The following is a 13821-nucleotide window of genomic DNA, read 5'->3' as shown; positions in this document are numbered from 1 at the left end:
TTATTTATTGGTTGAATTAGCAAATTTTGATAATGAATATTCGAGTACAATACAGGCAGAGCCTATTAATTGTGCTTTATCTGTCAGATCTGATACTTTAATTGTGGTCTTTCGGGCAATTCGGGGAATACAGAATTCGTTGATTGCGGTTTGGATTTGTGGCATTAGTATGGAGCCTGCCTGAGAACCTCTGCCACTCAGAATAATTTTTTCAGGATTCAGGATGTGTATAAGTGTTGCTATACCTTTACCAAGCATATAGCCTGATTTAGCCAGAGCTGATATCGCTAATTGGTCGCCTTCGAGTGCAGATTGTATTAAAAGATGGCTGTTGCCTGGTTTATCATCGGTCAGACGCTGGGCTAATATGGATTTTTCTCCGTTTTGAAGCCTTTCTTCTGAGAACTGAATGGCTGCGGATAAAGAAGCTTCAACTTCCAGACATCCTCTTTTTCCGCATGAACAGAGCTTATCACTTGCAGAAAGAGGAATATGGCTGAATTCTCCGGCATATCCGCTATAGCCCCGGAATAGTTTATTGTCTACAATAATACCCAATCCTACACCCCAACCGATGTTAATGATGAGCGCATGAGAAGTATCTTTGGCTTGTCCAAAATACTGTTCCGCAATTGCTATGGCTGTGGAATCATTCTCCAGATAGGTGGGTATTTGAAATCTGTTTTCAACTTCATGTTTAATATTGTATAAATTCTCGTTTTTATCTTTGAAAGATCCATTGGTGCCTTGTGCTGTATCTACAAAGCCAGGCATACTAATACCTATACCTAAAATATTGCCCGAATTGTAACTGCCGTGTTCGAGTGTTGTCTTTATTAAATCAATAATATTTTGAAAAGCTATGTCGGGAGTATTAAAATTGTTTTCAGTTTCAAGTACAGGAGTTTGTGCCTCATTCGAAAGATTAAAAATTACAGCCCTTGAATAATGTTGGTCTATAGCTACAGAAAGGATATATTTATCCAGATTGGAATTGATACAGTATGTTGTTGGACGACGCCCGCCAGTACTGGGAGCTAATCCATCTTCTATAATGAGCCGGTTAAAATGAAGTTCATTAATAATTTTGCTTATACTGGGTATACTTTTTCTTGTTTTTATACTTAAATCAGCTATAGAATGCGATTTGTTATAATATAATATACTCAAAATAAGCTCTTTGTGGCTTAAATTTGATTTTTCCATTTTAGGCTATAGTTGTTAATTAATTGCTAGTGTTGCAATAAAGTTAATATAAATACATTTAAACTTCAAAATCTTTTTCAAAAAAAAGTATAAAGTATTTTAATTATTGATAAATATAGATAGCATCTTTGTAAAAAGATATTAATATGAATAAATTGTCAATCTATGTTTCATTGTTTAAATTGGAATTGCACTTTAATAATTATATTTCAGATTTGAGTTATGGAATAATAATTTCATAACTTAAATGTTGTTTTGTAATTGAAAAATAATAAAATGTAATTATTGTGTGTTTATGTTGTTTTTAAGAAGTTTTAAGTTTTTTTGTTTATTGTAATTAACCTATAGTGAGTTTATTATTTTTTTTAGTGTTTTTTGTGTTAATTTTATTTTTTTGATAGGTTTTAGTTTGTGTATTTGATAAATTTTTAACTTAAATTATTGTTTTTATGAAAAGGAAAAATTATGTTGTTAAGTCTCTGCTGGTAGTCATTGGCTTTTCTATAATGTTTTTTAGTTGTAAAAAAGATCATTTAAAAAATGATGTTTTAAATGATAAAAATTTGTTACAATTACTAGCACAATCTAATAATGAAATGTACTATTGGTCAGGTAATGAAAAACACTATTTCACTTATGACACGACTTTGTTATTAGTACAAATAAAAGACAGGTTAACCAACCTTCCTCAGCTATCAAGATCCCTTCAAAACTCTAAAACTTTACGTGTAGAGAATGATAGTACTATACAAGTTATCGTTCAGGGTGATGCAAAATGGGATTTGTTGCAAAAACGTGAAGCGCTAAATATTAAAAGCTATTATCCATCTATTAAAGTACCTAATGGTAAAGGAGTAGCATTTATCACTGATCGGATTTCAATAAAGTTCAAGCGAAAAATGAGTAATCAGGATTTGATTGGATTCGCTAAAAAACATAATTTGAACTATATTTCAACAACTCCTTATGGTGCTCAAATCTTTAAAACTATTGCTCCGGTTAATACATGTAAGATTGCAAACTATATACATGAAAATGAGGCGGTAGAATGGAGTAATCCAGATTTTGTACAATTAATTGAAAGGTATGTGGACTATTATCCTAATCAGTACTATCTAAATAATATTGGACAAACAGGAGGTATAAATAATATAGATATTAATGCTCCTGAAGCATGGGATATTACTTTAGGTAGAAATGTTCGTGTTGCAGTCATTGATGATGGCGTGGAGACACATCCTGAGTTCGGCAGCAGATTGCTTAGTGGCTTTACTGCTGGTAGTAACAATACATTAGGGGGTCCATTGAACCATCCGAGTAAAGGGCATGGAGTAGCTTCTGCTGGTATCATTGCTGCAGCTCACGATGACAACGATGGAATAAAAGGTATTGCTCCCAATTCATTAATATTACCCGTGAATATATTTCCTTATGCTCCTGCAAATATATATGATAGTGGAGCTGTTACTTCTTCGGAAATTGCGACAGCAATTAATTGGGCGTGGCGACCAGATCTTGGAAATGCAGATGTGTTAAGTAACTCCTGGGGAGGAGGATTATCCAATAATGATATTATCAGCGAGATTACGAATGCACGTACAAACGGCAGAAATGGCTTAGGTGCTATTGTTGTATTTGCATCAGGTAATAATAATCCTTATGTAAGCGGAGTATCATTCCCTTCAAGTGTAAATGGTGTCTTAACAGTGGGGGCAATAGATAAAAATGGAAATATCTGGAATTATAGTCAACGTGGGCCTGAAATGGATCTGGTAGCACCTTCTGGTAATGTAAATTTGAGTGGTGATGTATACACTACGGATAGAGTTGGCAATTGGGGATATAGTAGCGATAATTATATGTCTAATTTTGGTGGTACATCTGCTGCTTGCCCACAGGTTGCAGGAGTGGCTGCTCTTATGCTTTCTGTAAATCCTAATCTCACTGAATCTCAGGTAAGATCGCATCTACAGATGAGTGCAACTGACATGGGGTCGAGTGGTTTTGATAATACGTTCGGATATGGCAGGTTGAATGCGGAGGGGGCGTTAAAAAGAATTATTCCAACTATTAATGGCCCAGTTGATGTGTGTTCGTCTGATACGTATTCTTTAAGTTCTCTTCCTCCAGGCGCGAGTGTAAGCTGGTCCGTCAGCCCAAGTTACGTAGCTAGTGTGTCCGGAACTGGGGCAAATGCAACTGTTGCGGTTTCAGGGGGTGGAAGTGGGGTTCTTAAGGCTGTTATTAGTCAAACGGGGGGGAGTTATATAGTTAAGAAAGTAATTAATGCTGGAGGGGTGACAGTTTTAGATGAGGTTTGGAAGGAGTCATCGACTATTGGTCCGGGGGCATTTCCTTTGATGAATTTTGTTGCCTTATTTCCTCGTAGATGTACAGATGCAATCGATGGAGAATGGATTGTTTCTCCTATTAGTGCGATTATTAATTATGAAAGTCAGATATCCTGTCCAATATCAAATAATACTGGTGTGTCAATACAATTTTTAGGAACCGGTACATATACAATTTCGGCAAGAGTAAAAAATAAATGTGGTGTTTGGACTAATTGGAAAAGCACTACTGTATATAAGCAGTAGTTGTTAGGTCAATAATATAAGTTTATGTGTTTCGATTACAATTTATTTATGTATAAATAAAGAGTCGTTTTAATGGTAGTATTATGAAAATTAATTATGTATATTTAGGTTTGTAATTTGAGACTGATATGTAAAGTTGAGGTGATGGGAAATTGTTAAATAGAGAACTATTAATATTTCTCCTCAAGGTCATCATACGGTAATCAAAATAACGGTAACAAATTCATGTGGTTCTACATCTTCTAATCACTATTTTATTGCTAATGGTACATGTATGTATGGAGTGGAATAGAGGTGCATTTAAAGTTAAAGAATTAGTTTGACGACATTTTTAAAGGATTGAGGGGGGCAACGGAATTTGTTCAGTGGTCTCTTTTTCTTTTAATTGGTAAAATTTTAAAATTATCATGAGTAGATAGAATAAAATTTATTGCATTTTTATGCATGTTTTTCTAGTGATATGGCTTAAAAAAGTATATTTTTGATAAATTGTACATATGCGAGTCAAATATTTTCTATATTAGCTCTGTAATCCTATTTTATATCAAACAACTTCTTACTTCATAATAAGAACACACACATTATCCCATGAAACAACGTTATTATTCTCTGGATGTATTTAGAGGAGCTACAGTCGCACTTATGATCATGGTTAATAATCCCGGGTCTTGGGGGCATATGTTTGCACCTCTTAAACACGCGGAATGGCATGGTTGTACACCTACAGATCTTGTTTTTCCATTTTTTCTGTTTGCGGTTGGAAATGCGATGTCTTTTGTTATTCCGCGTTTACAGGAAGCAGGGCCTGCCGTTTTCTGGCAAAAAGTATTGAAGAGAACAGTTCTTATATTTTTAATAGGGCTGTTTATCAACTGGTGGCCTTTTGTGCAATGGGCGCAGGATACGCTTGTCTTTAAGCAATGGAGTTATGCGGATGACTCGATGCGTGGAGTACGTATATTAGGTGTATTGCAGCGTATAGCGTTAGCTTACTGTTTTGCCTCCATTATTGCTTATTACTTCAGAGAAAAAGCTATCATCTGGATTTCAACCTTTATATTAGTAGTGTACTGGGCTGTTTGTGCATTTCTGGGAACTCCGGGAGATCCTTATAGCTTGCAGGGTTGGTTCGGTACTGCATATGATATTCAGATTTTGGGAGTTGCACATGTTTATAAAGGAGAGGGAGTTCCTTTTGATCCGGAAGGACTTATGAGTACACTGCCTGCAATTGTACAAGTCGTATTGGGGTATCTTGCCGGTACTTATATCAAGAAACAGGGACAGGTAGATTGGCTATGGAAAAAGGTTCCCGCATCCCAGGAGCCGCACTTCAAATTGTTGTCCGGATTGTTTGTGACCGGTTTTATTCTGGTTGTTCTGGCTTGGGTCTGGTCTTTAGGTTTTCCGATCAATAAGAAGATCTGGACGAGCTCCTATGTATTGTATACTACTGGTTTGGGCGTAATGACGATAGGGGGTATGATTTGGTTTATCGAGGTTCAGGGAGTCAAAAATAGTCTGACACGATTTTTTGATGTATTTGGGAAAAATCCTTTATTCATTTTTGTATTGAGTGGTTTGTTGCCTCGCTTAGTAGGGCTGTGGAGAATACCTGACGGAGTGGGAGAGGATGGTTTGCCGGTTTATACTAATGCACTTAATTGGTTCTATACTCATATCTGTGCACAACTGCCGGGTCCGCCTGAAGTCGGATCTTTTGCTTATTCTCTATGCTTTCTCGCTTTTATGTGGGTGATCTGCTATATACTGGATAAAAAGAAAATTTATATAAAAGTGTAATTTTAATTTTTAATACCTATCTTTGCAGCCAATTAACAGAATTTTTAACGCTTTAATATTATTCAAGAGATGTATTTAAGTAAAGAGTACAAAGCTGATATCTTCGCAGAATTTGCCGGATCAGCTACAAACACAGGATCTACTGAAGGTCAGGTGGCATTATTCACTAAAAGAATTGCTCACTTAACAGGGCATTTGAAAAACAACAGAAAAGACTTCGCAACACAACGTTCACTGCAGAAATTAGTAGGTAAACGTCGTTCTTTGTTAGCATATCTTTACAAGAAAGATATCGAAAGATATCGTGCGATCATCAAAGGCTTAGGTTTACGTGATATTATCAAATAAGCTTTTAGTAAAAAAAAGATGTTAAAAGAGCCATCCAGTTTTTGGATGGCTCTTTTTTTATAAATAGAATTTAGTGGAAATTCTTCAAAACAAATCAAGAGGAAGGTAGAAATCAGGATGAGAGTATTCGGCTAATCCCTTTTCATAAATCTTATTGGATAAAGAAAATACATTTTTTATATACTTTATTTTAATGAGTGTAGTGCCATATGATGTGGTTGTATGTGATACAATTTCATTGCCCAACAATTCAAGTATTGCTTCTATTTTAACCCCGGCTTTGGGTTTTACTGTAATTTGATCGGTTGGAATTATTATGCCATTTGATGTGTTAAAGGTTGGACATAAATTAAGTGTATTAAACACTCCCTGCCCTGTCCTTAGCTCCTGGCTGACCTGAGCATTTGGAGAACTTAATATATAATAGCTTTTTTCTTTACGATCAATTGTTACTTTTTTTTCTTTAAGAGCTTTAGTTGTACTGGATATTTCATCTTCGTTGACAACTGCTATAAAAACATCTTCTTTTATTGTTAAAAAGACCTTCTTACTATCTGCCCAGTAATAATATTCCTGTTCCGGCACGATAACATTAGGATCTTTTTTGCAGGAATACAGTATCAGAATTCCTATCCATAGAAATTTAAGTATTTTCATGTTGTTAATTTTTATTGGTTTATAGAGGTATAGATATAACGATGTGGTATAACGAACTGCTACAATGGGGATAAAAATTAGTTTGAATAGATTGTTAATATTAAAGCATAAATTTTATTTACCTTTGTGCTGAATTTAAAAGTTTTAATATATTGACGCGCTGCCAAAATGATGAAAAGCGTGTCACAATGAACAAAAAATGAGTTATAACGAAATCAAAACAATTATCGATATGGGTAATGGCACCCAAATCGAACTGTCTACTGGTAAATTGGCGAAACAAGCCGATGGTTCAGTAGTCGTCAAACAAGGTGATACGATGTTGCTGGCTACAGTTGTTTCTGCAAGAGAAGCTAAGCCAGGAGTAGACTTTTTACCTTTATCCGTAGATTATCAGGAGAAATATGCGGCTACAGGTCGTATTCCAGGTGGTTTTCTACGTCGTGAAGCGAGATTGTCAGACTATGAGGTATTAATCTCTCGTCTGGTAGACAGAGCTTTACGTCCGCTATTCCCCGAAAACTATCATGCAGATACACAAGTAATGATCAGTCTGATCTCTGCAGATAAAGATATTATGCCTGATGCATTGGCAGGTCTTGCTGCATCCGCTGCTATCGCGGTTTCAGATATTCCTTTCAACGGACCTATTTCAGAAGTCCGTGTTGCTAAAATCGACGGTCAGTTGGTAATCAACCCGAAATTATCGGATTTGGAACGTGCTACTTTAGAATTTGTTGTCGCAGGTTCTGCACAGGATATTGGTATGGTGGAAGGAGAAGCGAATGAAATTTCAGAGGCTGAAATGGTTGAAGCAATTGCTTTTGCTCACGAGGCTATCAAGAAGCAAATCGCTGCACAGGTAGAATTGGCTAATCTTGTTGGTGCTACTACGAAACGAGAATACAACCACGAACCATCAAACCCGGAATTGCGTGAAGCGATTTTTGCGGCTACATACGATAAAGTATATGCGATCGCAAAATCAGGCTCAACAAAACACGAACGTGGTGAGAAATTTGCTGAGATCGGTGAGGAATTCTTCGTTACACTAGGGGAAGAGATCGATGATGATACAAAATTCTTAGCTAAAAAATATTTTCACGATGTACAGTATGATGCTGTACGTAATTTAGTATTGGACGAAGGAATCCGTCTGGACGGTCGTGATGTACGTACTGTACGTCCGATCTGGTCAGAAGTGAATTACCTTCCTGCTGCTCACGGATCTGCTGTATTCACACGTGGTGAAACACAGTCATTGACTTCCGTTACTTTGGGAGCTAAAGATGATGAGCAGATGATAGATGGTGCATTTATCAATGGATACAACAAATTTATCCTGCACTATAACTTCCCGGCATTCTCTACAGGAGAGGTCAGACCTAACAGAGGTCCTGGTCGTCGTGAAGTGGGTCACGGTAACCTGGCTATGCGCTCATTGAAGCAAGTATTACCTGCAGATGCTGAAAATCCTTATACAATTCGTGTAGTATCAGATATTCTGGAATCTAACGGTTCGTCATCAATGGCAACTGTATGTGCCGGAACATTAGCATTGATGGACGCTGGGGTGAAATTAAAAGCACCTGTATCCGGTATTGCAATGGGTCTGATTACAGATGAGAAAACAGGTAAATACGCAATCTTATCTGATATCCTTGGTGACGAAGATCACTTAGGTGATATGGACTTTAAAGTTACAGGTACTTCAAAAGGTATCGTAGCTTGTCAGATGGACCTTAAGATCAATGGTCTTAAGTGGGAAGTATTGACACAAGCTTTGGATCAGGCAAAAGAAGCCCGTCTTCATATTCTTGGGGAGATGGCTAAAACTATTTCTGCTCCTCGTGAAGATTACAAACCACATGCACCACGCATTATTCAGATCATTATTGATAAAGAATTTATCGGTGCTGTTATCGGGCCAGGTGGTAAGATTATTCAGGAGATGCAACGCGAAACCGGCGCTACGATCTCAATCGAAGAGGTGGATAACAAAGGTATCGTACAGATCTTTGCTGATAATAAAGCAGCTATCGATGAAGCTTCAGCTCGTATCAGAGCGATAGCTGCTAAACCGGAGATTGGTGCTACATATGAAGGTAAAGTGAAATCTATCATGCCATTTGGTGCTTTCGTAGAAATCATGCCGGGTAAAGACGGATTGTTACATATCTCAGAAATCGATTGGAAACGTTATGAAACAATGGACGGAATCTTCAAAGAAGGAGATAAAGTTACTGTCAAATTGCTGGATATAGATAAACAAGGTAAAATGAAGCTTTCCCGTAAAGCGTTATTGCCTCGTCCTCCAAGAGAAGATAAACCTCAGCAAGAGCAAAAAAGTGCTGAACAGGCACCTCAGAATGAAGCACCTCAGGCATAATCCTGATAAGCTTTACATAAAGAACAGCCCACCTTTGGTGGGCTTTTTTATTGTTTTTTTTGCAGGATAAAAGAAAGTTCAGGTATAATTTCTACAACGAGAGTAGAGATAAATAAGAAAGGCATTCTGATTTCATTCAGAATGCCTTTCTTGATGATATGGAGTGCTCTGGCTTACAACATGATCACACCTTTTATTTTAGCCACTTCCTGATAATAGTGTACAACCTCATCCGCATCGTTTACCGTTACGTTAACGGTTATTGAATTATATTTTCCGGTTTTAGACTCTTTTAAAGAGAACTGCGCATCTTTTCCTGAAAAAATGGATTTGATTTGATTCAATTGCTCCTCGTCTTTTGGTAAAATAAATTTGAAGGTATAAACACTTGGGAAAGTTTCTACATCTTGTAATCTTTCTTTGAAAGTTGTGTAGAAATCTTTTTGGTTATCGTTTCCATCACCGATGTCCTGAATATTTATATTTTTCAAATTACTCATTTTTATCTCCTTTTTTAGTTACGATATAGTATTAACAAATTCTGTTCCTTTGTGTTTTGGATGTCATTCTGTCATGGAAAAAAAAGGGGTTGCTTAATACATTAAGCAACCCCTTTTTTTTAATTCTCAATAGCTGATGGCCAGCTATCTTTGTTCTTGCCAAAATTTTTATTTGCTGTACTGCTCATTTCGATTTCAAGCTGACCGCCTTTACTGATATCGCTATGTGTGATATATGTTTTGTGATACGGCTTTCCGTCTAGTTTAATTGATTTGATGTACGTATTATTTTTGCCCTGATTTTTGACGTTAATAACAAACTTGCTTCCGTTAGGCAGGTTAATAGTTGCCTTTTCCATTAATGGTGATCCGAATACATAAGTTCCGATCATCGGATTCAGCGGGTAAAAGCCCATAGCTGAAAATACATACCAGGCACTCATCTGTCCCACGTCATCATTTCCACATAAGCCATCAGGAGCTGAAGTGTAAAACTCAGTCATCGCCTTTCTTGCCAGTGCTGCACCTTTCCATTGTTCGCCCGCATACGCATACAGGTAAGGGATGTGGTGATTGGGTTCATTACCCTGAGCATATTGACCAATCAGTCCCGATATGTCGGGAGAAGCTTCGTCACCCAATTGGGATGACATCGTCGTGAATTCATCCAGCTTCTTCAGAAAGTTCTTTTCTCCGCCGAATAAGTTGATCAGTCCTTTTACATCCTGAGGGACTAACCAGGTATATTGCCATGCATTTCCTTCGCAATAATCGTTTTCACGGTGTTTAGCCATTAAAGGATTGAATGGTCTGCGGAATTCTCCGTTCACACGTCTGCCAACAAAATGTCCTACTTCTTTATCAAAGTACTTTTCATACAGTTTATAGCGCTTCTGGAAATAAGCTACATCTTCCTGTTTGCCTAATTTTTCAGCTATTTTATAAGCGCCAAAATCAGCGATAGCATATTCCAGTGCCCATGCTACAGATTCGTGATCCATACTGTCGATAGGAATGTAAGTCAGATCACGTACAAAACGTAACCCGTTGTCGTAGCCCATGGCTGTTGTTTTGACAGCTTCCCATGCCATCTGTTCTTCTTCTTTAGTAAGAAATCCTTTAAGTACTGCATCAGCAATAATCGGAATAGCCGGAAGACCTACCATCGTGTTTGTTTCGTTCCCCTGTAAATGCCATACCGGTAATTTACCTTGCTGCTCATAGATAGCAAGCATAGACTTGATAAAGTCACGTACAACCTGAGGTTCTTCAGTAATTGTCATTAAAGGGTGCAGTGCACGGTAGGTGTCCCAAAGCGAGAAAACTGTATGATTTGTAAAGTCTTGTTTTTCGTATACCTGTTTGTCTGTTCCTAAGTAGTCACCGTTTGCATCATTAAATATAGTCGGGGCAAAATAGGTGTGGTACAAAGCGGTGTAGAATATTTTCTTGGTATCTGCATCCCCTTGAAAATCGATTTTTCCAAGTGTCTTATTCCATTTGCTATCTGCAAGAGCAGCTGTTTTATCAAAATTCCATCCCGGTATTTCGGCATCAATATTGGCTAATGCATTGACTGTACTGACAGGAGAAAGTCCGACTTTAAGTTCAATAGTTTTGTTTTTAACAGCGTCAAAGTACAGCGCAGCTTTGATTCCAAGTCCCTTTACGACCTGACTTCCCAATTTCTGGGTTTTATCATCATAAAAGTCGACTTTCTGGATGGGAACAGAAGTCTTCAGTGCGAAATATACTTTCTGATCATTGGCCCATCCTGTAGAAAAACGGTAACCTACGAATGTGCTGTCATTGATCTGCTTAATGTAAGTGTCTGTAGGCTTGTCCCAGTTCATCTTGAATGCAAGATCGATCAGAATATGTGCATTATCTGTCTTATCATATGTGTACTGATGGTATCCCACACGTTCTGAAGCCGTCAGTTTAGCTTTTACCTTGTAATCGTCGAGATAAACACTATATAGTCCGGGAGCAGCTTTTTCATTCTCTTTGGCAAAATGAGAGCCATATCCAGTATCCATTTTGTCAAATTGAGCAGGTTGAAGTTGCAGTTTGCCATTAGCCGGTACGATCATAATATCATTGAGATCTCCGATACCTGTTCCGCTGAGATGTGTATGTGTAAATCCCAGTATATCTTTGCTTTTAAAATTATATCCGCTTACCCAGTCCCATCCGTTGAATTTGTCCCAGGTCTGGGCGATCTGGGTCGGACCTAACTGCACGGCTCCCAACGGAACATTGGCACCGACAAATACGTGGCCATGTCCTGCAGATCCGATCAGAGGATCCACATATTGGGTAAAATTCTGAGCCTGAGCAGATGAAAGACTAAGGCCTGCTGAGGCTACTATGGAGATTAAAACTTTAATTCCTGCACTTTTCATTCATTATTTGTTTTATAGATTGTCATTAAAATAAGGATAATATTACAAAAAATATTTAAATATGCCTATTAAAACCTTTTAGCAATTTTGTAAAAATTATAATAGATTATATGCTAAAAATTTTTTAGCTTCGTTATTCAATCAATTTTACCTATACAGTTACAGGATGAAGAAAAGAATTTTAATTAGCGATATTGCTAAAGACTTGGGCATCTCCGTCACCACCGTTTCTTTTATTTTAAATGATAAAGCCAAAGAAAAGCGAATTAGCGATGGTCTGACGAAGCGTGTACTTGATCACGTGAAGAAAGTCGGATATAAACCAAACCAACTTGCTAAAAGTTTGCGCACCGGAAAAACTAAAATTTTAGGCTTGCTGGTAGAGGATATTTCGAACCCTTTCTTTTCCAATATTGCTAAACTGATCGAAGGAAAAGCTTATGCCAGCGGATACCATATTATCTATTGTAGTATGGACAATGACGAAACAAAATCCAAGGAGCTTATCCAGATGTTTTACGACCGTCAGATCGACGGATTTATTATCACTCCTTCCGAAGGACTGGATGAAACCATTACACAACTTCAACAGAATAATGTCTCATTGATTCTTTTTGACCGTTATCTCGCGAATGTGGAAACCAATTATGTGATTACAGACAATTTCAAAGGTGCGTATGATGCTACTGATCATCTTATCGGACAAGGTTTCAAACGTGTGGGATTTGTCTCCCTGTATTCCGATCAGACACAGATGAGAGACCGGTTGGAAGGCTATATGAAAGGCATTGATAAATATAAGAAACAAGCTTTTATTAAAAAGGTACAGCAGGATGCACCGGAAGAGGAGCGGGTACGTGAGATCGACGAATTCATTGAGGATAACAGACTGGATGCTGTCGTTTTTGCGACCAACTACCTGGCTATTGACGGACTGAAAGCTGTGAAAATCTATCAGCGTAAACTGCCTGCAATGGTAGCTTTCGATGATCATACGCTGTTCAAGCTGTATGAACCGTCCATTACTGTGGTGTCTCAGCCTATTGCTGAAATCGCAGATGAGCTCATCACAGCGCTGTTGGGACAGATACAAGGAAAAAATAAGAAATTGAAGCAGGTTGTATTGCCTTGCGAACTCAAAGTAAGAGAATCTTCTCTGATCAGTGCGAACTGATCAGAGTGAGATTTTTTAATCTTCCACAAATTTCATGGATATAGAATTGACACAGTGACGTGTATTTTTTGCTGTGAACTGTTCTCCTGTAAATACGTGTCCCAGATGTGCGCCGCAAGCGTTACAGACAATCTCAGTACGTCTGCCGTCCGCATCAGGGACATGTTTTACTGCCCCTTTTATCTCATCGTCAAAACTAGGCCAGCCGCAGTGTGATTCAAATTTGTCTTCTGAGCGGTAAAGTGGGGCATTGCATCTTTTACAGATATAAGTACCTTTTTTTTTGTTATCCAATAAAGTCCCGGTAAAAGGATATTCTGTTCCTTTACGTAAAATTACGTATTCTTCTTCAGGAGTCAGTTCGTTGTATTTGCTGTTGTCGTCCATCTTTAATGTGTTTTTTAGAGTGTCCCTTGTACTTTTTCCCGAGTAAAATGAACCGGTTGCAAACGTGGTGCCAATGATCCATAAAGACAGTATGACAGAGAGGGATATAAATAATTTTCTTAGCATAAAATGACTGTCATTACTTTAGTTTATGATGACACGGCGATTCGCTTTTTCAGGGCTTTGGTTTTGCCGAATATTTGTATGTTTCCGGCAGTAAATATCCAAATATATTGGGGTATATTTGTCATCAGAAAAACAAAAATAACGTTAAATCCGTTGAACAGAGCTATAAAAACAGTTGTTCTACCATGAATCATGAGAGAGGAAAAATCTAATTTGTTTAGAATGATTA

At 37.6% G+C, this 13821-nt stretch carries 10 protein-coding genes; 5 read left to right on the top strand and 5 right to left on the bottom strand.

The genetic code is table 11. The features are described from left to right. Positions 1 to 1206, bottom strand: a complete 1206-nt coding sequence (locus HMPREF0766_RS11030; protein ID WP_002997061.1) for an ROK family protein — start codon at positions 1204 to 1206, stop codon at positions 1 to 3. A gap of 449 nt (positions 1207 to 1655) precedes the next feature. On the opposite strand from HMPREF0766_RS11030, the gene HMPREF0766_RS21850 reads away from it, so the two are divergent. The 3 genes from HMPREF0766_RS21850 to rpsO all read left to right on the top strand — a co-directional run bounded on the left by HMPREF0766_RS21850 (position 1656) and on the right by rpsO (position 5954). Continuing rightward, positions 1656 to 3803: a S8 family peptidase gene (locus tag HMPREF0766_RS21850; protein WP_002997058.1), complete on the top strand. Its 2148-nt coding sequence runs from the start codon at positions 1656 to 1658 to the stop codon at positions 3801 to 3803. Positions 3804 to 4391: 588 nt separating this feature from the next. Continuing rightward, positions 4392 to 5606 (top strand): acyltransferase family protein, encoded by a 1215-nt coding sequence (locus HMPREF0766_RS11020; RefSeq protein ID WP_002997054.1) that lies wholly within the window; start codon positions 4392 to 4394, stop codon positions 5604 to 5606. Between the two features lie 69 nt (positions 5607 to 5675). After that, complete coding sequence (rpsO, locus tag HMPREF0766_RS11015) at positions 5676 to 5954, top strand: 30S ribosomal protein S15 (RefSeq protein ID WP_002997051.1); 279 nt, start codon at positions 5676 to 5678, stop codon at positions 5952 to 5954. A gap of 84 nt (positions 5955 to 6038) precedes the next feature. On the opposite strand, the gene HMPREF0766_RS11010 is transcribed toward rpsO, so the two are convergent. Continuing rightward, positions 6039 to 6611: a hypothetical protein gene (locus HMPREF0766_RS11010; RefSeq protein ID WP_002997048.1), complete on the bottom strand. Its 573-nt coding sequence runs from the start codon at positions 6609 to 6611 to the stop codon at positions 6039 to 6041. 199 nt (positions 6612 to 6810) lie between these two features. Here HMPREF0766_RS11010 and pnp point away from each other — a divergent pair, with 199 nt between their 5' ends. Continuing rightward, on the top strand, positions 6811 to 9000 hold the full coding sequence (gene pnp, locus HMPREF0766_RS11005; protein ID WP_002997045.1) for a polyribonucleotide nucleotidyltransferase: 2190 nt from the start codon (positions 6811 to 6813) through the stop codon (positions 8998 to 9000). A gap of 173 nt (positions 9001 to 9173) precedes the next feature. On the opposite strand, the gene HMPREF0766_RS11000 is transcribed toward pnp, so the two are convergent. Both HMPREF0766_RS11000 and HMPREF0766_RS10995 read right to left on the bottom strand, forming a co-directional pair. Beyond that, positions 9174 to 9500 (bottom strand): DUF493 domain-containing protein, encoded by a 327-nt coding sequence (locus HMPREF0766_RS11000; protein WP_002997042.1) that lies wholly within the window; start codon positions 9498 to 9500, stop codon positions 9174 to 9176. A 119-nt stretch (positions 9501 to 9619) separates the two neighbouring features. Next, positions 9620 to 11905 (bottom strand): GH92 family glycosyl hydrolase, encoded by a 2286-nt coding sequence (locus tag HMPREF0766_RS10995; RefSeq protein ID WP_002997038.1) that lies wholly within the window; start codon positions 11903 to 11905, stop codon positions 9620 to 9622. Between the two features lie 166 nt (positions 11906 to 12071). Between HMPREF0766_RS10995 and HMPREF0766_RS10990 the strand changes: the two genes are divergently transcribed. After that, on the top strand, positions 12072 to 13079 hold the full coding sequence (locus tag HMPREF0766_RS10990; protein WP_002997035.1) for a LacI family DNA-binding transcriptional regulator: 1008 nt from the start codon (positions 12072 to 12074) through the stop codon (positions 13077 to 13079). A gap of 15 nt (positions 13080 to 13094) precedes the next feature. Here HMPREF0766_RS10990 and HMPREF0766_RS10985 read toward each other — a convergent pair whose 3' ends face one another. Beyond that, positions 13095 to 13592 (bottom strand): methionine-R-sulfoxide reductase, encoded by a 498-nt coding sequence (locus tag HMPREF0766_RS10985; RefSeq protein WP_002997032.1) that lies wholly within the window; start codon positions 13590 to 13592, stop codon positions 13095 to 13097. Between the last annotated feature and the right edge of the window lie 229 nt (positions 13593 to 13821).

Origin of the sequence: Sphingobacterium spiritivorum ATCC 33861, assembly GCF_000143765.1 — a bacterium.
GTDB lineage: Bacteria > Bacteroidota > Bacteroidia > Sphingobacteriales > Sphingobacteriaceae > Sphingobacterium > Sphingobacterium spiritivorum.
The sequence above is the reverse complement of the archived record's forward strand: the minus strand, read 5'-3'. Positions and strand labels throughout refer to the sequence as shown.

Bases quoted from the DNA above. Each gene is read 5' to 3' on its own strand.
- HMPREF0766_RS11030 (WP_002997061.1), bottom strand. From the start codon at position 1,206: ATGGAAAAATCAAATTTAAGCCACAAAGAGCTTATTTTGAGTATATTA.
- HMPREF0766_RS21850 (WP_002997058.1), top strand. From the start codon at position 1,656: ATGAAAAGGAAAAATTATGTTGTTAAGTCTCTGCTGGTAGTCATTGGC.
- HMPREF0766_RS11020 (WP_002997054.1), top strand. From the start codon at position 4,392: ATGAAACAACGTTATTATTCTCTGGATGTATTTAGAGGAGCTACAGTC.
- rpsO (WP_002997051.1), top strand. From the start codon at position 5,676: ATGTATTTAAGTAAAGAGTACAAAGCTGATATCTTCGCAGAATTTGCC.
- HMPREF0766_RS11010 (WP_002997048.1), bottom strand. From the start codon at position 6,611: ATGAAAATACTTAAATTTCTATGGATAGGAATTCTGATACTGTATTCC.
- pnp (WP_002997045.1), top strand. From the start codon at position 6,811: ATGAGTTATAACGAAATCAAAACAATTATCGATATGGGTAATGGCACC.
- HMPREF0766_RS11000 (WP_002997042.1), bottom strand. From the start codon at position 9,500: ATGAGTAATTTGAAAAATATAAATATTCAGGACATCGGTGATGGAAAC.
- HMPREF0766_RS10995 (WP_002997038.1), bottom strand. From the start codon at position 11,905: ATGAAAAGTGCAGGAATTAAAGTTTTAATCTCCATAGTAGCCTCAGCA.
- HMPREF0766_RS10990 (WP_002997035.1), top strand. From the start codon at position 12,072: ATGAAGAAAAGAATTTTAATTAGCGATATTGCTAAAGACTTGGGCATC.
- HMPREF0766_RS10985 (WP_002997032.1), bottom strand. From the start codon at position 13,592: ATGCTAAGAAAATTATTTATATCCCTCTCTGTCATACTGTCTTTATGG.